The 21,493-nt window shown below is 43.9% G+C and carries 15 protein-coding genes; 2 read left to right on the top strand and 13 right to left on the bottom strand.

All coding sequences use genetic code 11. The features are described from left to right. Positions 1-185: 185 nt before the first annotated feature. Entirely contained in the window at positions 186-2,918 is a 2,733-nt protein-coding gene (locus ACYVBM_RS21310; protein ID WP_460687723.1) for a family 78 glycoside hydrolase catalytic domain, read from the bottom strand. A 194-nt stretch (positions 2,919-3,112) separates the two neighbouring features. Further along, positions 3,113-4,939, bottom strand: a complete 1,827-nt coding sequence (gene aspS, locus ACYVBM_RS21305; RefSeq protein WP_460687722.1) for an aspartate--tRNA ligase — start codon at positions 4,937-4,939, stop codon at positions 3,113-3,115. Positions 4,940-5,313: 374 nt separating this feature from the next. Here aspS and ACYVBM_RS21300 point away from each other — a divergent pair, with 374 nt between their 5' ends. Beyond that, complete coding sequence (locus tag ACYVBM_RS21300) at positions 5,314-6,351, top strand: DUF2157 domain-containing protein (RefSeq protein ID WP_460687721.1); 1,038 nt, start codon at positions 5,314-5,316, stop codon at positions 6,349-6,351. A gap of 26 nt (positions 6,352-6,377) precedes the next feature. Here the strand turns inward: ACYVBM_RS21300 and ACYVBM_RS21295 are convergent, their stop codons facing one another. The 4 genes from ACYVBM_RS21295 to ACYVBM_RS21280 form a co-directional block, all read right to left on the bottom strand. Further along, positions 6,378-6,998 carry a hypothetical protein gene (locus ACYVBM_RS21295; RefSeq protein ID WP_460687720.1) on the bottom strand — a complete coding sequence of 207 codons (621 nt, stop codon included), beginning with the start codon at positions 6,996-6,998 and terminating at the stop codon, positions 6,378-6,380. A 182-nt stretch (positions 6,999-7,180) separates the two neighbouring features. Then, entirely contained in the window at positions 7,181-8,125 is a 945-nt protein-coding gene (locus ACYVBM_RS21290; protein ID WP_460687719.1) for a glycosyltransferase family 2 protein, read from the bottom strand. After that, a complete protein-coding gene (locus ACYVBM_RS21285) occupies positions 8,125-8,619 on the bottom strand; it encodes a DUF4199 domain-containing protein (protein WP_460687718.1) in 495 nt (164 codons plus the stop codon). Before ACYVBM_RS21285 ends, ACYVBM_RS21290 begins: the two co-directional genes overlap by 1 nt. Beyond that, positions 8,620-9,888 carry a dihydroorotase gene (locus ACYVBM_RS21280; protein WP_460687717.1) on the bottom strand — a complete coding sequence of 423 codons (1,269 nt, stop codon included), beginning with the start codon at positions 9,886-9,888 and terminating at the stop codon, positions 8,620-8,622. It abuts the gene before it with no gap. Between the two features lie 267 nt (positions 9,889-10,155). On the opposite strand from ACYVBM_RS21280, the gene ACYVBM_RS21275 reads away from it, so the two are divergent. Further along, positions 10,156-11,001 carry a universal stress protein gene (locus ACYVBM_RS21275; protein WP_460687716.1) on the top strand — a complete coding sequence of 282 codons (846 nt, stop codon included), beginning with the start codon at positions 10,156-10,158 and terminating at the stop codon, positions 10,999-11,001. Positions 11,002-11,069: 68 nt separating this feature from the next. On the opposite strand, the gene ACYVBM_RS21270 is transcribed toward ACYVBM_RS21275, so the two are convergent. The 7 genes from ACYVBM_RS21270 to ACYVBM_RS21240 all read right to left on the bottom strand — a co-directional run bounded on the left by ACYVBM_RS21270 (position 11,070) and on the right by ACYVBM_RS21240 (position 21,476). Then, entirely contained in the window at positions 11,070-11,972 is a 903-nt protein-coding gene (locus tag ACYVBM_RS21270) for an Rpn family recombination-promoting nuclease/putative transposase (protein WP_460687715.1), read from the bottom strand. Between the two features lie 47 nt (positions 11,973-12,019). Continuing rightward, entirely contained in the window at positions 12,020-14,407 is a 2,388-nt protein-coding gene (locus tag ACYVBM_RS21265) for a DUF4982 domain-containing protein (protein ID WP_460687714.1), read from the bottom strand. Between the two features lie 99 nt (positions 14,408-14,506). After that, positions 14,507-15,403 carry a serine hydrolase gene (locus ACYVBM_RS21260; RefSeq protein ID WP_460687713.1) on the bottom strand — a complete coding sequence of 299 codons (897 nt, stop codon included), beginning with the start codon at positions 15,401-15,403 and terminating at the stop codon, positions 14,507-14,509. 370 nt (positions 15,404-15,773) lie between these two features. Continuing rightward, on the bottom strand, positions 15,774-18,668 hold the full coding sequence (locus tag ACYVBM_RS21255) for a sugar-binding domain-containing protein (protein WP_460687712.1): 2,895 nt from the start codon (positions 18,666-18,668) through the stop codon (positions 15,774-15,776). Positions 18,669-18,685: 17 nt separating this feature from the next. Beyond that, positions 18,686-19,504 carry a rhamnogalacturonan acetylesterase gene (locus ACYVBM_RS21250; RefSeq protein WP_460687711.1) on the bottom strand — a complete coding sequence of 273 codons (819 nt, stop codon included), beginning with the start codon at positions 19,502-19,504 and terminating at the stop codon, positions 18,686-18,688. 19 nt (positions 19,505-19,523) lie between these two features. Then, positions 19,524-20,462 (bottom strand): glycoside hydrolase family 43 protein, encoded by a 939-nt coding sequence (locus ACYVBM_RS21245; RefSeq protein WP_460687710.1) that lies wholly within the window; start codon positions 20,460-20,462, stop codon positions 19,524-19,526. A 3-nt stretch (positions 20,463-20,465) separates the two neighbouring features. Then, complete coding sequence (locus ACYVBM_RS21240) at positions 20,466-21,476, bottom strand: glycosyl hydrolase (protein ID WP_460687709.1); 1,011 nt, start codon at positions 21,474-21,476, stop codon at positions 20,466-20,468. Positions 21,477-21,493 lie beyond the last annotated feature (17 nt).

The raw sequence follows: 21,493 nt of genomic DNA, 5'->3' as shown, positions 1-21,493 counted from the left end.
CAAAATATACTATGCTTCTTCCACATAACCAAAATTATACAGCAATTCAGGGAATAAGGAGCTTTTTGCATAAAATCCGGGCTATGGTTGAGACCGGAAAATAATCTCCATTTTCATTCAACAGTCATTCGGCAGGCCCAAAAACAACGACCTCAATGACCTTTGGAGACTGCAAGACAAACAGATTAAGGATGCGCTCCCAATACATAGTGCCCTGGCTGAAGTTCATATACTATCTTTCCATGCTCAGTGGCCCGCTTCTTTATTACTCCCTGCTGCTCTGTCACGATCCCGGAATCTTCCGGCGGCAATTTTAACAGGCATACACTATTAGGAGGAACGGTTATAGATAACGATAACCGGCCATTATTTCTTTTCCAGTTATTTTTTATAAGGCCAACGGGAGCATCCAAACCGGCATCTACCCATTCAACACCCGTTTCCTTTGCTGCGGGAGGCTCAATAATGAACCGCGTATATCCCGGCTTATCCGGTTTTATCCCGGCAAGCCCATCCATATACCATGCTCCCGGGTATAAAAAAGAGCTATGCAGCATAGAATGCCCGGGAAGGTCTTTCTCCCACATTTCCCATAATGTGGTAGCGCCGTTCTCTTTCATGAACCCCCAGCCCGGATAAGTGGTCTTTGAGGTCATACTATATATCAGGTCATTCCTGCCCTGCTCTCTGAGCCACCTGAATAGTAATGCCCCACCGGTTATACCGGCATGGATATGTCCTTTCCGGTTCACCAGGATTTCGGTTTCCAGGCTTTTCATTACTTTTCCCCGGTCAGCAGCCGGCACTACATCTGCTAATAAAGCGGTTGCCAGGTTTGCCATAGATCCATCTGCATATATACCAGTTTCCTTATTATAAAAAGTTCTGTTGATCGCAGCAGCAGACCGGTCGGCCTGGCCGTTCCATTTTTCTGCCTGTTCCATATCTCCCAAAACTCCGGCTATCCTGGCTGCTGTTCTCAGGTTAAAGACCCGGTAAGCATTATTCAGGCATAATGTTTCTGGCTGATCATTGTTCATACCTTCGGCAGTGGCATTAGGCCACAGCCAGTCTCCCAGGAAATCCCAGGTACCTCCAAATCGTTTCATCAGGTCATTTTCCACATGGGAATCCAGGAAGGTTAACCAGTCTTTCATCATTTGATAATTATCGGCCAGTACATTTTTATCGCCATAGTGCTGGTACATGAACCAGGGCAAAGTAATCACAATACCTCCCCATGCAGGGCCTCCCCCGCCCCAATAGGTAGGCGCTGTATGAGGCAGGATACCGTTATTAAATATCCTGCCGCTTGTTACCACTTTGCGGGCGTAATTGGTATCGCGCATATTACCCACCATCGGTTCGGTTCCCTGCACGTCCCGCCAATCCTGCATCCATTTGGTGTAAAAAGCCCCCATGTGATAATTGAGCAATCCTGTTTCACTGGTAGCATGTGCATCTCCACCATATCCCATACGCTCCCGTTGCGGGCAGTCAACGATCATACCACCAATGGAAAGATTTTCAAACGTCCACTTCACCTTATTATATATCCAGTTTTGCAGCGTATCAGAACTCCTGAAGTGGCTGGCATTCTCATAAGCCGTGCGTACCATCCAGCCTTTAATATCGCTGAGAGCAGGCTTTGTTTTCAAACCTTTGATGGTGATCCACCTGCCTGAGCTATAATTGAACCTGTTTTTAAAAGTCCCTTTCCCGGTTTTGCCTATAATAAAAGCACTGCGAAGATTAAAGGTCATTTCGTCCTGCGCTCTTTCGGAATAATAAAACTCAACGCGATCGCCGGGGTTTCCCGTCAATTTCACTTCTGTCCATCCGGCAAAGTTCACTCCCATATCCACCCGGAATGAGCCATCCGGCCGCTCTTCTATACGCACAGGATTAATTTCTTTGATCAGCCTGTTGCCTTGTATATTTTGCGCAGACAAACGTAATTCAGCAGGATAAATGGCCGCATGCTGCCAATGGCCGTCATCCAATAATGGACTTGCCCAATTATCCATTGCCTTATTATCATCCCACAACTCCCCGCCCATATTTCTGAAATCCCATGTACCTATGAGCTTATTGGGACTTGCATAATATTTCCATGAACCATCGGTTACCAGCGACAAGAAAGGCCTGGATAGCGCTGGGTTTTCTTCACGGTACATATCTACCTGTGCTGTAACCATAGGAGTTAAAGGTCGTGAACCGTTTACATCATATCCTGCAAAAATGGACCAGGAGGCTCCCAGCCAGATGCCGATTACATTTTTTCCCTTTTTCAGCAATTTCTCAATATCATAGGCTATGTATCTGGCTCTTTTGGTATGATCTGTGGCTACCGGTGCCAGCACTTCATCCCCAACACGTTTACCATTAACATACAGCTCATGATACCCGATAGAAGCCACAAACAGGGTAGCTTTCTTCGGCACCGACTTTAAATCAAATTCTTTTCTCAGCCAGGGGTCCCAAATGTTATTATCTCCTGAAACCGGGTTAAAAAGCTCGTTCCCGCCAATCCACAGGCCTTTCCATTGATTGAAGATTCCAGTACTCCATCTTGCCACAGTGCTCCAGTCCGACACCTTATTGTCCTGGTCTTTGATGGCCACTTTCCAGTAATAGGTACGATCTGAAAGCAAAGGTGCTCCGGCAAACAAAATCTGGTTCATATCAGCTGCACTCACCCAGCGTGAATCCCACACATCGCCAACCTCTTTACTGATCAGGCTCTGAGTGCTTGCTACCATAATTCTATATGCCGTCTGACTTTGGGCAAAGGCTCCTTTATGCTTCGCTTCCAATACCCAGCTAAAACGCGGTATTTTAACATCCAGCCCCTTCGGGTCAACCCGGTATTCTACTTTTAACTTAACCGGAATTAAATCAGATTGGTCTTGTGCCATGCAGATAACCGGCAGAATTAAGAGAGAAAGGATTACAGCTATTTGTTTCATATTGTCCTGACAAATCGTTTACAAAAATATTTAAATAGCCGTGGCGCCGGTACTCCATTCCGGACCGTATATGGTAGTTCCTTGCCGGGCATTTATAGTTCAGCTGCCCCAACTAATAAATCCACTACTATGAACTATAAGCGCTACTTCAGGTCCAGCTTTATCTGCAGCTCTGCAAATTGTTTTTCATCAATTACAGCAGGTGCATCTAACATTACATCACGGCCACTATTGTTTTTGGGGAAGGCAATAAAATCGCGGATGCTTTCGCTGCCACCTAAAATAGAGCAAAGCCGGTCTAAGCCAAACGCAATACCCCCGTGAGGCGGCGCGCCATATTCAAATGCCCCTAACAGGAAACCAAATTTGTGCTGCTGCTCCTGCTCATCCATTCCCAGTGCTTCAAACATTTTTTGCTGCAGCTCTTTTTGATAGATACGGATGCTGCCACCGCCGATTTCGTTACCGTTCAGCACCATATCATACGCATTAGCTTTGATATTAGCATACGGATGCTTCAGGTATTCGGCAGCGTTTTCAATAACCGGGTTATTATTGATCATCGTATCAATATCCGACGGTTTGGGCGATGTAAAAGGGTGATGCCTTGCTACCCAGCGATTCTCTTCTTCCGCATATTCAAATAACGGGAAATCTAATACCCATAACAGTTTAAACTCATCATCTTTTCTTAAGCCTAAACGCTTGCCCATTTCCAAGCGCAGCTCGCTGGCAGCTTTACGGGTGCGTTCTTCTGCACCCGCCAGTATGAGCACTAAATCGCCGGCTTTTGCGCCTGCTGCATCTGCAATAGCTTTTAATCTTTCTTCGCTGTAAAATTTATCTACACTGCTTTTGTACGATCCATCTGCGTTACACTTGATAAACACAAGACCCTTCATACCTATTTGCGGGCGTTTTACCCACTCTGTCAGCTCATCGGTTTGCTTGCGGCTGTACTCGCTGCAGCCGGGAACTGCAATGGCCACTATTGTTTCGGCGCTATCAAATACCTGGAAATCAGCGCCACCTACCAGGTGCGCATTCTCTTCTCTCTCGGCAAAAACATGTTTAGGATATTTGATATTGAGCAATTTTATCCCAAAACGGATATCCGGCTTATCGTTGCCATATTGCCACATGGCTTCCTGCCAGCTCATACGTTCTACAGGCTCATTATAATCTATGCCCTTAACCGCCGTGAAAATATACTTGATCATGCCCTCGAACATAGCCAGCACATCTTCCTGCTGTACAAAAGCCATTTCGCAATCTATTTGTGTGAACTCCGGCTGGCGGTCGGCACGCAGGTCTTCATCCCTGAAACATTTTACGATCTGGTAATAACGGTCATAGCCGCTCACCATCAGCAATTGTTTAAAGGTTTGTGGCGATTGCGGCAACGCATAAAATTCACCGGGGTTCATGCGGCTGGGCACTACAAAATCCCTTGCCCCTTCAGGAGTTGATTTTATCAGGAAAGGAGTTTCTATGTCCATGAAATTTTGCTGGTGCAGGTAATCGCGCGTAGCACGGTTTACTGCATAGCGCAGCTCCAGGTTCTTTTTAACAGCATTACGGCGCAGATCCAGGAAACGGTATTTCATGCGCAGGTCATCTCCTCCGTCTGTATCATCCTGAATGGTGAAAGGGGGCGTAATACTTTTATTTAAGATGCTAAAGCTTTCTACCAACAGCTCTACTTCACCGGTCGGAATATTTTTATTTTTATTACTGCGCTCGTTTACCTTACCGGTAGCCTGCAATACGAACTCACGGCCCAGCGGGTTTTGATCCAGCTGTGCATTTAAAGATTCTGAAAACAATAATTGGGTAATGCCATAACGGTCGCGCAGGTCCACAAAAGTGATGCTTCCGAATTTACGGACGGTTTGTACCCAACCCGCCAGGGTTACTTCTTTATTAACATCCGAGATTCTTAACTCGCCACAGGTATGCGTACGAAACATAAAAAAATTTGAACTTTAGAATTTGGAATTCATTTTACGGGCTGCAAATATAACCATGATTGGCTGATTTGCAGCTTTTACGTTACAGGTAAAATATTGAATATAGAATATTAGATTTTAATGATGCAAAGGCCGGAAGCCAAATACAAAAGACCGGATACCTGTTCCAGGACTTGAGCTGGTTTTTTATGCATCATACATCTACCTTCGGCTTCGGGGATTTCGTTCATTTTTCCTGAATATGTATTATTGCCCGGCCGGCAGGGACTTTTGATATTCTGCCTGTAGAATTCCCCTTCTGTTTGTGTAATTTTGGCCTGAAAAATGTAATGATTGCTTGGATAAGCATTATTTATGTAGTATCTTGAATATTCATGCGAGTTAACAAAAAAGAAGCCCGGTTACTGGAAGAAGCTATTGAACAATGGCAAAAGGATGAGCTGCTGGATGAACAGAAGGCGGATCAGCTTAAAAGATCGGTTTCTTCTTACAGGAATGAATTTGATTCTGTGGCTTTTTATGCTGCTATAGCAGCTGTATCCTGCGCGTTGCTGGCCTTTGGGGCCCTGGTACTGGATGAAAAATGGATTGAGCGGCTAAGAAAGCTTTTTGCTTTTTCTGAATTTGTTATTGGTTTTATTTTTGGAGCAGTGGCTGTTTTTCTAACATGGATCGCTAAAAGAAGAAAAAAGAAATTTCCTTATGCCTTACTGGCTAACGAGAGCTTTACCATCCTAATTGCGCTGGCCACAGGTATTTCCATCGCATATTTTACCAGGAGTTTTACTACAGACTATCATTATTACGGCCTGGGTATATTTATTACGGCCTGCATTTATGGCTTACTCGGTTTTTACTTAAGCTCGAGGCTGCTGTGGACCTGTATGATACTGGCACTTATCAGCAGCTGGGCCACTCAAACATACGCCTGGTCGGGCGATGCGTCGCAATCTTACTTTCTGGGAATGAACTATCCGCTGCGTATGGTGTTATTTGGGGCAGTAATGGTAGCAGCTTCTTATTGTTTACAACGATGTCCGGCCACTCAAAAATTTTATCCGTTATCATGGTACAGCAGCTGGATATTTTTTCTGTTATCCGGGCTTTTTTTATCAGTGTCAGGTAACCTCAGCTATGATGTATGGGCTGCTATAAAGCAGGGCAAATTATTGATGTGGGCTATAGCTTATACGCTGTTGTTAATAGTCATTCTGATCTATGCAATAAAACAAAAAGATGAGGCCCTGAGAGATATTGCTATTGTTTTTTTCTTACTCAATATTTATACCCGTTATTTCGAATATTTCTGGGACAGGACCAACAAGGGTTTGTTCTTTGCATTACTGGCACTATCCTTTTGGCTGATAGGGAAAAAAGCAGAGCAGCTTCGAAAAAGTGCGCCGCCGGAATAGTTTTTTTATTCCTGTTTTTTCACTCATCAAAACATAAAACCCAGGCCCACATTAGCTCCGAGAGCCGTATTATCACCAAAACGCTGGGCATTAAAATTAAGCGAAGGCAAAAAGGAAACGGTAGAACCTAAAGGAACCCGGTAAGCTGCCCCAAGTTTTACCAAAGCGCCCCCGTTGAAGCTTACCTTATCAAACTCATTTTTAATTTTAAGAAGTGGTGCATAACCCACATCCAGAATAAACATGAGACTATTGTTAGACCCGTTGGGGTAGTACCTGAAATCTGCAAATATGGGCAGTAAGGTCATGCTATGGCGGTCTTCAAAATAACCTGCGGGAAAGGTACTGTCGGGTGTAAATGAGGCCGGACGCGCTTTGTAGCCGGTAAACTGTATACCCACGCCTAAACCTACAGATAAACTGGGATTTAAAAAATATCCGTTAATAGTGCTTAACGAGAAGCCAGCCGTTTTTATATACGCGGTGGCAAATTGCAAATCGGATGAATCTATGGACTGAAGGTATTGGGGTTCGGCTATATTGGTTATATTAAAGTAGCCTTTTCCTTCTTTTGCCCTCAACTGGGCGAACAATAAATGGCCACTTAAAAGCAAACAGCATAGAAACGCGAGCTTGTATATTTTCATTAAAGGAAATGATTTTAAACAGTTTTGACAACCCTTTAAAGTTACAGCATTTTATTGAATAAAGACAGCGAGCAACCCATACACGTTATATTTTTGTACTTTATGAAACACCTGCCGGTGCCAGAACCTGTTATACTCCGACTTTATCCTTGACCATTTTTACTTCCTCGCCGTTACAGCCACTACTCCAAACCTATACGGTCTTCTACCAGATAGGCATTGCGGTTGACTGAGTTGCGTGAAATAAGCTCGCTGAGGAAACCAGCCAGGAATAATTGCACCCCAATTATAATAGCAGTAAGCGCTATATAGAAAGTAGGGCGATTGGTAATAGCATACTCGGGAACAATGATTTTGGAAACAATCAGTATCACAGAGGTAATAAACCCGACCAAGAAAAATATCATGCCCATCAAACCAAAGAAATGCATCGGTTTTTTGGAGAACTTTCCTACAAAAGTTATGGACATCAGATCCAAGAACCCGTTAATAAAACGGTCCCAGCCAAATTTGGTAACGCCATATTTACGCTTACGATGCTCTACCACCTTCTCTCCTATTTTCCTGAACCCTGCCCATTTGGCAATTACAGGAATGTAGCGGTGCATTTCCCCATACACTTCTATGCTCTTCACTACCTTTTTGTTGTAAGACTTTAGGCCACAGTTGAAATCATGCAGCTTTATCTTTGATATACGGCGGGTGACCGCGTTAAAAAATTTGGAAGGAATGTTCTTGGTGAGCGCATTATCGTAGCGTACTTTTTTCCAGCCGCTTACCAGGTCGTATTTATCTTCTGTGATCAGCCTTCTCAATTCGGGTATTTCATCGGGGCTGTCCTGTAAATCGGCATCCATAGTGATCACAACATCACCCTGCGCCGCTCTGAATGCCTCATTTAAAGCAGCAGATTTACCATAATTACGCTGGAACCGGATGCCCTTTACGTTTTCATTTTTAGCCCTGAGCTGCTGTATAACACTCCATGAGCCATCGGTACTGCCATCATCTACATAAATAACCTCGTAGCTGAATCTGTTATCCCTCATCACGCGCTCTATCCACTCTGTAAGTTCGGGTAAAGATTCTTCTTCATTTAGCAAGGGTATAACAACAGATATGTCCATTATGATTTTTTGTTACGCAAATATAAAGACCCTGCCGTTGCCATTGTAACAACCACCCCGATAAATAGGTACTGAAAGATGGCTCCTGAAGCGGCCATTAAAGGAAAGTTCTTTTTGCCGGTTTCAATCATAGCATCTATTTCCTGCGGTGTACGGCTGGTTTCGGTTTTTAAAAGCTCCTGCCTGGTGAGGGCTGCTTTTTGTTCAATGAGGCCGGTATTGGCTTTATAAAAAATAAAGGTGTACAATGCCATAATAAGCGTTACTACCATAAAGCACCTGAAGCCCTGGTTGAACAATTGGCTAAACGTAAGCGCCCCTTTTTTCTGTGCTGCAAAGGCCGCTATGCTCCATACGATACCAATGCCGTAAACAAGGTACCCCGCATATTGTATCGCAGACCGCTCATCCGCCTTACCCCAAAACAGGCCCAACCCCACAGCAACCATCAGCAGCCCGGTTATTAATCCTTTTATTGTAGATGATACTTTCAATTAATGTTTATTTAACGTGAGGGTGTTTTTATGATAAATCCCTAAAGGCCTGCCGGTAAATGGCTTATCAATAAACGGTGAATTTTTACTTACCGATAAAATGTTCTTTCTTCCAAAAGTCCATTCCTGCCCCGGCAGGAACAGGGTAAGCGAAGCTTCATTACCTTCTGCAATTGTTGGAACATCCATGTTTAAAATACGCCTGGGGTTCACACATAATAGCTCTACCCAACGTTCCTGCGGCACTCCGGGCAAGGTACTATTGACCGCAGCATAAGTGGTTTGCAGGCTGATCATACCATTTTTGGCATATTCAAACTCCACCATTTTATGGTCTTTGTCCTGTGGTATGTGGTGTGACGCTATACAATCTACTGCTCCCTCTGCCACCGCCTTCTGCAAGGCCTTCCGGTCTTTTTTGTTTCGCAAAGGAGGATTTACCTTCAGGTTCGTATCGTAAGCGGTAACATCCTCATCACAAAAAACGAGGTTATAGGGGGTTACAGAACAGGTTACTGTGGTTTTTTTCTGCCTTGCCTCTTTAATTAATTTTAAAGAAGCCTCTGTGCTCACTCCTGTAAGATGCAGCTTCGATTCTGCATAAGCCGCCAGCTTAATGTTTGAGGCTACAGCGATCTCTTCGGCAATTTCCGGACGGCCGGGCAGTCCCATTTGGGTTGAAGTAATGCCTTCATTCACCAGACCATTCGGACTAATACTTTTATCATCAGGCACCTGTATCAATACCCCGTTAAATGACTTGATATATTGCAGCGCTTTTACTAAAATACCGGCAGACTGCAAGGGGCTTTTACCATCGCTGAAAGCTACTGCCCCGCTAAGCCTCATATCGTACATTTCGGCCAGCTCCTTACCTTCCGAACCACGGGTAATGCTTCCTAACGGATGGATTGTTACAGGCAATTGCCTGGATTTTTGCACGATATATTCAACTACCGATTTTTGGTCAATGGCCGGCATGGTATTGGGTACAATGCACACATCGGTAAAGCCACCGGCCGCAGCCGCGTTTGCACCGGACTCAAGGGTTTCCCTGAACTCAAAGCCCGGATCGGCAAAATCTGCAAAGATATCTATCCAGCCGGGAGATACATGCAGCCCTTCTGCTTCAAGGCTTTTTACACCTTTAGCCGAAATATTTTTACCAATTGAAATAATTTTGCCGCCGGCAATATGTATATCAGCAATCTGACCGTTGTAAGGCGATGTAGGGTCAATAATTTTTGCCTGCTTAATGATGATGTTCATTAAGTTGCGAAGATAAGGTATGGAAATTTATGATTGACTATTTATCGTTTAAGATTTGATGCAGCATCCCTTTTTTACGAGTCTTTTGAATATATAAGAGCGCTAAAGGGGTAACTAACTGCTGTAAAAGCGGCACTGAAAAAGATGGCCTGCTTTTTTCGATAACACGTATCGCAATATCAGCTGCAGCAGCATCTTATCCTGACCAAAATCAGCTCTTTCTGGCTAAAAATCAAATATCTTTAGGGTATAATACAACCATCCAATATGAAAAATATAATGGTTCTGACAGATTTTGGAGCAGTTGCCCGGCACGCTATCGATTATGCCTGCCATTTATGCAATGATGTACGTATAGAAAATCTATACCTGCTCAATACGTTCGAAGCCATTCCTTTATACGATGCCAGCGAAGCAGGAGTACTTGCTTTAAACGCCGAACAAACCGAACAGGTGGAAGAAAGCCGCCTTGAAAATCTTAAACAGCTAAAAAAGGAAGTGGCGCTTTGGCTGCATACTACCCATATCATAAGCTTAATAGCTACCGGCGACCTGATCGATACAGTAAACGAGATCTGTAAAGAAAAAAACATAGACCTTGTGGTTATAGGCGTAAAAGCTAAAGAAATGCTGGAAGAGGTGTTTTTTGGCAGCCATACTTATAAGGCTATCGAACATATCCATACCCCTGTTTTGGTGGTTCCGGCACAGGCTGCTATCCAATCGCCTGAAAATGTATTACTGGCAGCTGACTTTGATAACCTGGGCAGCAGCACTACCATGCAAAAGGTTAAATCTTTTTTGGAAGGATTTAAAACTCAAAAACTGGCAGCAATACACAAAATTGCTGATAGCGGCAATGCCGGGCGTACCCGCAAACATGCCGAAGACCTGGAATCTTATTTTAAAGATCATCAGTGCGAAGTGAACCTCATTGATGAAGATACATATTTGCCTAACGCTATCAACGATCATGCAAAGAGAAGCAATGCTTCTTTAATTATTACCATTCATAAAACAAGGGGATTCTTTTCGGGCCTTTTTCATAAAAGCATGACCAAACAAATTGCCTGGCACAGCACGTTGCCGGTTTTGGTATTTCATGTAAAATAAAGATTTATAGATTTTGAGAACCTATAAAGTCTATAAGGAGAACGTTCGAAAACGGGAAAAAGCGGATTTTATTTTTTCTTCTTTAGTGAAGCGCGGATCTTCTTTACAAAACTTACAGGAGTTTCGGCAATACGGGCCACCTCCTGATCTTCAAGTCCAAGTTCAATGATCAGGTTTTTTACTATTTGCTCCTGCATTTCTTCCCTGCCTTTTTCCATACCCCTTTCCTCCGCAGTTTTTAATACGGAGTACTCTGTCCACTTATCCAAAAGGTTTTTCTCGTATAACATATATTCTTCCTTTTTTAAATTCGCTACTTCAGCTATTTTAAATAGTTTTTGAAAAATCCTCTTATTCAAAATTACAGGAATTTTCTCCAATTCCCCCATATTACGCAATACGTATAGCCAACGTTCAAGATCGGTTTTGATATCTTTTTCTTCCAGCTTAAAGTTCGGCAGTTCTAAAAAGATGAAACCCAATTTATCATAAAATACGCGACCGGTTTCCTCTTCCATCAGCTGTACCCAATGCAGGTATTTACCAGGCTGTGTATCATCGAAATTAAAGTCCATCAACCCAATAAAATAGGTTTCTTTCAAACGAAAATCCCAATCTCTTTTACCCTTCGGCCCTTGTTCATACAATTTACCGGAAGTATAATAGATCGCCCTCTCGGTAAAATATTTTTGATCAGCGCGTTGCATCTCTATAATAAAGGTTTCGCCATCAGCCCCAGTACACGTAAGATCAAAAATAGCTTTTCGATAATGCTTCACGGGGCCATTATTTTCCTGTGGATTATATACCAGATCGCGGATCACTTTACGGCCTTTGAAAAGCTCATTAAGGAATGCAATAAGCAAATCTTTATTGGGTTCTGTTCCGAAAGTCCTTTTAAACCCAAAATCGGTTAGCAGGTCAATATACCGGCCAATTGACAGAGCGGTACTCTGTTCTGTGTTTTTCATAATCAAAGGTAGCGTTAAATATTACCGCCCTTATAGGTCTTGAAAGTCTATAAAAGCGTTACTGTTTTCAAAGCGATCTTGCCGGCCTTCAGTCCTTTGCCTGTAACGCTCAATTCAACAGAGCCTTCTGCTGTATCGGATTGTACCAATACGACCAGCTTTCCGCTAAAGGTTTTCATCGTGGGCAGGTGAAACCGATCTAACGAAGTGGCATCGCCATTGCAGGCCGCCCTGAAAATACCATTTCCCTTAACACTGAATTTTAATTGTTCAGCGGCTGTGGGACAAAGATTACCGTTTTTATCAACTACAGAAACGGTAACAAAACTGATATCTTTTCCATCTGCCTTGATAGTAGCTCTGTCCGCTTCTAACTGCAGCGCATAAGGTTTACCGGCAGTTACCACCGTCTTTACAGCCGCAGGTTTTCCTTCTTTATCGTAGGCTATTACTTTTACAGTGCCGGGCTCGTATTTCACATCCATCCACATCAGCCGGTACCGGTTCAGATTGGATTCCTTATGTTTTTTTTGCACGCCCATACTTTTTCCGTTTATAAACAGTTCGGCGCTATCGTAGCTGGTGTAAACAAATACGGGTGTAATTGCGCCTTCACGGCCCTGCCAGTTCCAGTGCGGCAATATATGCAATGTAGGCTCCTGCGTGTTCCACCTGCTCCGGTACAGGTAATACCGGTCTTTTGGCAGCCCTGCCAGGTCGTTAATACCGAAATAGGAGCTGCGGGAAGGCCATTTTTCGTCATAGGGTGTTGGTTCGCCCAGGTAATCAAATCCTGTCCATACAAATTCTCCTATCACCCACGGCTTGTCATCCTGCCAAACAAAATCATCATCCGGCAAATTAGACCAGCTGCAATACTCCAGATCGTAAGAAGAAGACTGATGATCGTCGTATTGCTTTTGAGCAGCTTTTATAACCGGGAATTTATAAACGCCCCTCGAACTTACAGTGGATGCCGTTTCTGATCCCAAAAGAAATCCCTGGGGAAATGTTTTATAAGCCTCTTCATATAAAGGCAGCCTGTAATTAAGGCCCGGAATATCCAGTACAGCCCCAAAGCCATATTTCATGGCATTCTGCACCTGGTCCATCCCTACCGTAACCGGCCGGGTCGGATCTTCCCTGTGAAAGATGTCCTGTATGCGCTTTGCTCTTTTAGCGCCTTCAAAACCCCACTGGTCGGGCACTTCATTACCGGCGCTCCACATTACAATACAGGGATGATTACGTGTGGCACGTACCAGGTTTGTCACATCTTTCTCCATATCGCCGGCAAAATAGCGGTTATACCCATTTTTTACTTTGGGCCGTGCCCATTCATCAAAGCTTTCTGCCAGAAACATGAAGCCCATTTCATCGCATAGCTCCAGCTGTTCCATAGAAGGCATATTATGTGAGCTGCGGATCGCATCGCATCCCATATCCTTTAATATCTGTAACTGACGACGTAATGCCGCTACGTTAACAGCGGCGCCCAAAGGCCCGAGGTCATGATGCAGGCAAACACCTTTAAATTTCCGTGTATGCCCGTTCAACCGGAACCCATTTTCAGCACTATAATGGATCTGCCTGATACCAAAACGCGTGATGACTTCATCCTTCAGCTGCCCACCTACATACAGCCGCGACACCGCTTTATAAAGATGAGGGGTTTCGGGACTCCACAATTTGGGATCGGTTACCGCAATGTTCTGATCGAACTCATTGCCAAACATCTCCTGTATGGAATCAGCAGCTACTCTTTTACCTGTATTATCGAATATGTCTGTAACCAGCATAGCATCAGATGCAGACACTTTGGTCTTCACATTTACTTTTGCTATTTCATCGGTAATAAACGGCGTTGTGATCGTAGTGCCCCATTGCTCAATGCTTTCCCTGTCTTTTACAATAATACTCACCTTACGGTACAAACCAGCCCCGGGGTACCACCTTGAGGAAGCCTCCCTATTATTAAGATGTACTGCCAGCAGATTCTTTTGCCCGGCTAACAATGCGTCTGTTATATCAAAATAAAAATAGCTGTAGCCATAATTCCATTCCCCGATCTTATTACCATTCAGATACACTTTAGGTTCGCTCATAGCGCCTTCAAACAGCAGGATGGCTTTTTTGCCTGGCTTAAAACCAGGTAATGCAAATTCCTTTCTGTACCAGCCATCGCCCGTATAAGGCAAAGCCCCGGTACGCCCGGTTTTTTCGGTGGGAATTTTTTCCCCGTTCTGCTCTATGGCTATTACCTGTTTATCGATCTCTTTGTCAAAAGGTCCGTATATGGCCCAGTCGTGCGGCACAGCAACCATCTGCCACTTACTGTCATCAAACGCTGTTTCAAAGGCACCCGGCTGCTCACCACGGGCGAATTTCCATCCGTCAGTTAATACATCCACTGTTCTGGTTTGAGCGAAAGACATAGAAGAAATAATACAAAATGCAGATAATAATAATACACTACTGATACTTTTTTTATACGGTTGCATTGGCAGAAAACAGATAACAGATTCAGACAAAAATTAATTAATAGCAGGATAAGCCACAAACGGATGCCTGTGCTCATAATGATTCCAGATCAGCCCTGCAATTTTTCTCGTAAGCACTTCGGCTTCGTTATTATCGGTCCAGCTTTGATCTTTATTATTTTTGGTAAGGATACAAAATACGATATCGCCTCCCGGAGCATTTACGAGCACTACTTCTCCACGGGCAGCGTCTACCGACCCTGTTTTGGAAATAGTGGCTACAGTGGGCGGAAGCTGAGATAAGGAACGTCCATTATAAAACTGGTTTTTGAGATAACGATACATTTTGTCGGAGTAACGCGCGTCAATTACTTGTCCCCGGCGGATCAATGTAAACAGTTTGGCCATTTCGCGGGGCGTAGTCTGCCCCCAGCCATATTTTTCCCATATCTGCCGGCGTCCTTCTGTACGCGAATTTACTTTTGTATTTACCAACCCAAACTCATCCATCAACCGGTTAATGGCAGCACCGCCGCCACTTAGCTCCTGCAGCCAGATGGAAGCCACGTTATCGCTGTAAGTCAACATCAGGGAGATCATAGTGGAAAGATCTGTTTTTGCACTGTCCCTGTAAAACTGCATCAATCCTGAACCGCCATATACCCGGCCTGTATCATACACCAACTCCTGGGAAAGCTTTAATTCACCCCTGGAAATTTTATCAAATACACCCACCAGTATAGGTACTTTCACTATGCTGGCTGTAGGAAAAACCGTATCGGCATGAATAGCAACCATTTTGTTTTTGCGGAGATGGTGTACATAAATACCTATATCCCCGTTAAAGCCTGCTATTTCTTTTTTTATAGCTGTTTCCAGTTTATAATCCGTTTTCTGACCAAACAAAGAAAATGTAATAGTAACAAGTAGTATTAAAAAAACAGGTCTCATAAAAAATAAGTTAAGGGTCATCTCCTCAAAGATAAAAGTTAATAGCCAACTGTGATACTGCATAGCATTTTTGAGGATGTATATTTTACCACAGAAAAAGCGGAGCAATACGCAGCGTATGCCAGGGCCATCTCCGACTAAAAAAATCTGTGTGTATTCTGTGGCTTCAGTGAGCACCATTCAGGATATTCCCAATTCCTTTGGCTCTCACAGATTATACGAAAGATCACAGTATTACAGTATAGCCTCAGTGAACCCTGCGGTTCTTAAATGTTATGTGTGCTGTTACAAATCGGCCCTCCCATTTATTTTATTAATCGCACAATAGTTCGAGGCGGGCCTGACCCGAACAGCGGCAGCTCATTATATCTTACAATCTTTGTCCTCCCGGCTTCAGCTCATCAGGGCTGTCTTTTGTATAAGCATCAAAAATAAACTTAGACGGCGAAACAAAAATATCGTTTATCACACCAAGATCTATTTGCTGTTGTGGGTTGAACGCGTCTGATCGCATATAATTTATTAAGCTGTGCCGGAACTGCCTCGCTGCTATTCTTTTATCCAGGTCTCTATTAAGATCAGCGCTTGTTACCATCAGCTTTCCTTTGCCCACCTTTGCCTCAAAAACCAGCGCCAGCCTGCGGTTCATAAACCAGGTGTCTATGGGTTGTACCAATGGCCTGAATCCTTTCGGAAAATCTTCCAGGTGCATCACCCGGGCATTGTTAACAATTTCCCACCATTGCAGATCGCTGTGGTAAGCCGTAGGAAAATCGTGAAATGCCGGATGCCGGGGATCTGCCAAAAACCCTAATGTATGAGGGGGTCTCATTTTAAACCAGGAGGTGTTCCAGAATACCGGCAAAAATCTTTGTACCACTTCCTGCCCTTTCACTACTTTGTCCGCAGCCTGCAAAAAAACCTTGCCCCCGTTATTCAATATATCAACAGCTTTTGCATCCAGCGTATCCGTTTCATAAATATCATTTTCAGGAACAGCAGGCAGAACCGACGGGTATACCCAAAAGTCCCATTCATTGTTATACGCTGTTCCTTCAACCCAAACTTTTAAAGTAAGTTGGGCCGGATATTTGATAGAAGCCAGATCATAATTTATCCCCCCTGCTTTATGCAGACTTCCTGTTCCATATATTCTTTTATCAAATTTGCCTCCTGCTATAACGTTATGACCATTCGTAACGATCTGCCAGCTTACGGGAACATTCAGCTTATACGGCCCATAATTAAATAATTCAACGGCAACAGAAAGCAACTCATTATTGGTATAAACAAATTTTTTAAACCTTGCCAGAGGTACCACCCGGTTATTAAACCGGCTAAATTCCCGGGCATTGCCATAGCCTTTCTCTTCATAAAAAGCATCCAGCACCCCTACCAGTGCCGTCCCCTGACCGGGAAAGTCCTGCAGGCCTAACAACTGGAACCCGCCAAGACCTGGTGTTCTGAGCGACCGTTCTATTTCATATTTATAACAAAGCCATTGCAGCTTACCGGAAGCCAGCATAAAACTATCGGCTAATGTACCCATGCCCTGCGATTCCAGATCAGCTTTAAAGATTTCAAAATTGGTAGCCCTGTAAGCTCCTGTGTACTTCTTTATTTCTTTAAAATTGGGAAATACGCACCATTGCCCCTGCTCGTGAGTAATATAAGGTACGGTGAAGTTTTTTATAGCATCAGCATAATCATCATCGGAGGATGGCGGCCTGTCGTTCCAGTTCAAATTACGCGCACCAGACTTGATCATATACTCATTGGCAGGGATCAGGGGCCAGCTCATAGCTACAGCAGCTCCAGTGTAAATACGCCTCGGGTCTTTTTCTTTCCAATAATTAATAAACCCTGTAAGATAAGGCACCTGCTTGCTGCTGCGAGGCTCATTGCCCGCTGCCAGCATAGCATAAGAGGCATGATTACCATACCAGTGCTCCATACGATTGGTTTCCTCATAAATATACCCGTCAATGAACTTTCCTTCACCCAGAGAGGTAGAGTGGTTAGGCCATGTAGGGCCTTCGGGCTGGAGGTAAAACCCCGTTCTATCAGCAGCGGTAAAAGCCGCTTCGGGCGGGCACCAGGAGTGAAAGCGTACATGATTAAATCCATACGATTTCATTTTCAGGAATATCTTTTCCCAGTGCTCCACCTCCATGGGAGGGAAGCCGGTTAGCGGAAACTCACAATTATTGAGGTTCCCGCGGAGAAATACAGGTTGTCCATTCACCAAAATCTGCCTGCCGTACACCCCGATTGCTCTCATTCCGAAAGTAGTTACCTGCTCATCGGCTGAAGCACGACCGTTGCCCAATCTTGCGGTCAATCTATACAGCGCGGGAGTAAATTCGCTCCACAACTGCATCTTATCGCCTACAGGCACCTTTACATCTACCCAGGATGTATCACAGGCGGCTACTGCAATATTCGCGGTAACGGGATTTACAATATGCGACAAAGGGGTATTAAACGAAGCCGCGTCGAGCCTTATTGTACCTCTATATAATTTTTGACCACTGTTAACTACAGCCACTTTTACACGGGCGCATTTTTGCTGAACATCAGGATAAACTTTTATATTGCCGATATGAGCATCTGGCAAAGCCGTAAGCGCTATACGGCCGATAATACCATTCCAGTTACCCTGGGTGTGATCTGACACACTATGCGCATTAGCGCCTACATCGGTATCCTTAATACTGTTATCTATACGTACTGTGATTGTATGCTTGCCCGGTTTTAAGCCTTTTACCACATAAACATGCGGCGCTACCAGTGAGTTTTGCTGTGTGCCTGCTTCTATACCATCAATCCATACGCGGCTCTTAATATGCACCCGCTCCAGGAAAATTTCGATCATCTTATTTTCCCAGCCAGCAGGCAAAACCACCTCTTTCTGATACCATGCTGTTCCTACGTAGTGCTTATCGGGCATGAGCCAGAAAGGCACTTTAAAATTACCCGGCTGCCGGAAGCGCTCAAAGCGGGGCTGAAAAAAATAAGAGCTGTCGTAAATACTGGCCGTCCATTGCGTATGCATACCAGGCTGATCCCCTTTCCCGTTGCTGTTCATAGAACCCGGCAGCATAATAGTTTCATCCAGGCGCTTTAAGAACCATCTTTGAGTAACCCCTTCATTGTTCCTGTCAATAGCAAACCGCCATTCACCTGCCAGCGAAATCTTCTCCCTGCTAAAGCTGCACAGTAGCAGTATAAGCAACAAATACAAAAGGTTCGCGCTATATTTCATTATTCCTGTCATTATTTTTATCTGGCAAATGCATCTGCCACTCCTGATAAATCCGGCTGTCCCTTTTTCAGAAAAGACTTTAACTGGCATTTTCGAAGGCTTTTAATACCTGCTGCTACTTTACCTGCATTTAATTGAGACCCTTCCAGGTTGGGATGTGTATGATCTTTAGGAAAGAATGTCTTCACCGCATCTTCGCCCATTTTATCATACGCATCTGCAACCAGTGCATTCAAATCAATAAAGTAAGCTCCTGTTTGCTGTGCTACCTGCTTTGCCCAAAGACCATAGCTTTTATCTTCTCTGGCTACGCTACCATTCCTGAAATTATTTCTTGGAACAGGTGAACATATAACAGGTATTGCTCCTCTGGCCTTCGCATCGTTTACATATTTGCGCATATAGTAACCATAGGTATACACGGTTTCATTTATTTTCCTGATCGGATTGTAAATGTTCCGGCTTTCGCTTCCTATGCCTTTTATAGTGCCCCGTGCCCGTGCGGTATCATCTAACGGCCCTCCATCATTATGACCAAACTGCATGATCACATAATCACCTTTTTTCAGCGTTTTTAATATAGCATCCCATCTTCCTTCTGTAATAAAAGTGCGGCTGCTGCGTCCCCCGATAGCATGATTGCGGATACTGATCTTTGTGGTATCAAAATAAGCATCGATCAAACTACCCCAGCCCCATAGCTGGTCGGCGCCGTTTCCGCTTCCGTTCTTAACGGTGGAATCACCGATAATATACAGTACCGGCTTTTGCTTTAAGTAGCTGAAAGAAAAGAGCACTACAGAAACAAACAAAAGCGTATAAGTGATTTTTTTCATTCTATTTTTTGATTTAAGATTATTGTAACTGATCCAATTCTTTTTGTGTAATGGTAAAAACAGTGCCATGCCGTAAGCCTGGGGGCATACTGATCTTTTCAGAAATATCTACCCATGATTTAAGATCGGTGGACGAGAGGGCGCCGTATTTATGGTCGCGGTATTTATCAAAATACACAATCCACTCTTTTCCTTTTTGCAGCACCGTAGGGCCTTCTGCCCAATAATTACCGGTTATAGGCGCTGAAGCATCCGTATATTTTTTATTCATAAATTTACTGGTAGCAATCTTCAGATTTTTTTCGGGCCTGGGCAATTTGGTCTCGTCTTTCAGGAACATAACATACCGCCTGCCATCCTGTTTTATAGTAGCATCAATTACGATAAAGCCTTTATCGTACAGGATTCTCGGCCTGGTGAAAGTTTTAAAATCTTTTGTAAATACATAATACATCCGGTGGTTGTAATTCCCATCGCCTGAAGCATCCGTTCCGGGAAATTTCCCGGGGATGGTAGAGGCCCAGTAAATCATATACCTTTTTTTCCGGGCATCATAATTTATTTCAGGTGCCCAGCAGTTCAGGGCATTTTCATGCTCCATTAACGGGATATATTGCTGTTCGCTCCAGCTCACCAGGTCTTTTGACGAGGCATAGCCAATACCCTTTTCATTCCAGCTTACCGTCCATACCATGTGGAACAGTCCATCGGGTCCTTTAATAATACAGGGATCGCGCATCAGCTTATCCTTACCTGCTGCGGGCGTAAGGAATGAACCATCATTTTTTAACGCCTGCCATTTCAGCCCATCGTTGCTATAGGCCAGGTGCAGCCCATCCTGCCCGTTATTTTTAAAATAACTAAACATGTAAACAGGCGCCTCGCTTTGCGCAAAGACATCGCAGCTGATACATACAACTATTAATACGCCAATCCAATAATTCACCTTCCTGCTCATCTTTTATTTTTTAGTTTTTGGACGCTTTAGCTTCAGATATACCGGCTGATCCCTGTTGCAGATTATCTCACCGTTTTCATGCTTTAATTCAGCTATCTGTATCACACTTCTTTTATGTCCGAAAGAACCCGGAGCAGCTGGTTTATCTTTGTCTCTGCCGGGATGTGTAAAATAATAAATATATGCCCTGTCCCCGTTTACCACTACATCGCAATGTCCGCCAATAGCCTGATCATCGGTTCCTTTGCCCGGATACTCCAAAATACGATTCGCCTGTTTTTTCCAATGCAGCAAATCATCGCCTGAAAAAACCTCCATTCCCTTCCAGGCATCTACAATCATAAAATATTTATTTTTCCAGTAAAAAACTTTAGGTCCCTCGCCTCTTGTTGCAAGGGCTTTTCCTTTATCTTCCCAGTGATACAGATCCTTGCTATCGGCATAATAAATACTTTTGCCATCCCGCTCATTATTATACCACATACGCCAGAGTGTATCAGTGACCTTGTACACAGCAGCGTCTATTACTTTATCATTTACCAGCTTTAGCACAGACTGGTATTGCCAGTCTTTCAGGTTACTACTAGTTAAATGCACGATAGACCGTGGATGATTCCAGTCTTTGAAGGTTCCCGGCACATACGTCAGGTACATGTGATAGAGTCCTTTTTCTTCTATTACATCCGGCGCCCAGAAAGTATATCCCTCATCAGGACGATAACTGATATTTGCCGTGTCTACATATTTCCAGCTTTGTCCATCGCTGCTTTCTGCAATACCAATGCGGGTTCCATGCACCCATTCTACCGTAGTATCATTTACAGCCGCACGCCTGTTGGTGTACAACATCCACCAGCATTTTTTTTGGTTGTTGTAGACAATTACCGGATCGGCTGCCCCATGATAAACCGGATCGTCAAACAAAGGCTTAGGCGCTGCCTTCTTTTGCGCGCCGGCAGTTACAGCAATACCGGTTGCCGCTGCCAGCAGCACCATTGCTTTCAAATATCTCATCTTTCTAAACATATCTT

The organism is Niabella aquatica (genome assembly GCF_054779315.1).
This window is presented reverse-complemented; position numbering and strand designations above follow the sequence as displayed.

Excerpts from the sequence above, each read along its gene's own strand:
- ACYVBM_RS21250 (WP_460687711.1), bottom strand. The coding sequence starts at position 19,504 with ATGAAAAAAATCACTTATACGCTTTTGTTTGTTTCTGTAGTGCTCTTT.
- ACYVBM_RS21310 (WP_460687723.1), bottom strand. The coding sequence starts at position 2,918 with ATGGCACAAGACCAATCTGATTTAATTCCGGTTAAGTTAAAAGTAGAA.
- ACYVBM_RS21290 (WP_460687719.1), bottom strand. The coding sequence starts at position 8,125 with ATGGACATATCTGTTGTTATACCCTTGCTAAATGAAGAAGAATCTTTA.
- ACYVBM_RS21260 (WP_460687713.1), bottom strand. The coding sequence starts at position 15,403 with ATGAGACCTGTTTTTTTAATACTACTTGTTACTATTACATTTTCTTTG.
- ACYVBM_RS21245 (WP_460687710.1), bottom strand. The coding sequence starts at position 20,462 with ATGAGCAGGAAGGTGAATTATTGGATTGGCGTATTAATAGTTGTATGT.
- ACYVBM_RS21280 (WP_460687717.1), bottom strand. The coding sequence starts at position 9,888 with ATGAACATCATCATTAAGCAGGCAAAAATTATTGACCCTACATCGCCT.
- ACYVBM_RS21300 (WP_460687721.1), top strand. The coding sequence starts at position 5,314 with ATGCGAGTTAACAAAAAAGAAGCCCGGTTACTGGAAGAAGCTATTGAA.
- ACYVBM_RS21295 (WP_460687720.1), bottom strand. The coding sequence starts at position 6,998 with ATGAAAATATACAAGCTCGCGTTTCTATGCTGTTTGCTTTTAAGTGGC.
- ACYVBM_RS21240 (WP_460687709.1), bottom strand. The coding sequence starts at position 21,476 with ATGAGATATTTGAAAGCAATGGTGCTGCTGGCAGCGGCAACCGGTATT.
- aspS (WP_460687722.1), bottom strand. The coding sequence starts at position 4,939 with ATGTTTCGTACGCATACCTGTGGCGAGTTAAGAATCTCGGATGTTAAT.
- ACYVBM_RS21265 (WP_460687714.1), bottom strand. The coding sequence starts at position 14,407 with ATGTCTTTCGCTCAAACCAGAACAGTGGATGTATTAACTGACGGATGG.
- ACYVBM_RS21270 (WP_460687715.1), bottom strand. The coding sequence starts at position 11,972 with ATGAAAAACACAGAACAGAGTACCGCTCTGTCAATTGGCCGGTATATT.
- ACYVBM_RS21275 (WP_460687716.1), top strand. The coding sequence starts at position 10,156 with ATGAAAAATATAATGGTTCTGACAGATTTTGGAGCAGTTGCCCGGCAC.
- ACYVBM_RS21255 (WP_460687712.1), bottom strand. The coding sequence starts at position 18,668 with ATGAAATATAGCGCGAACCTTTTGTATTTGTTGCTTATACTGCTACTG.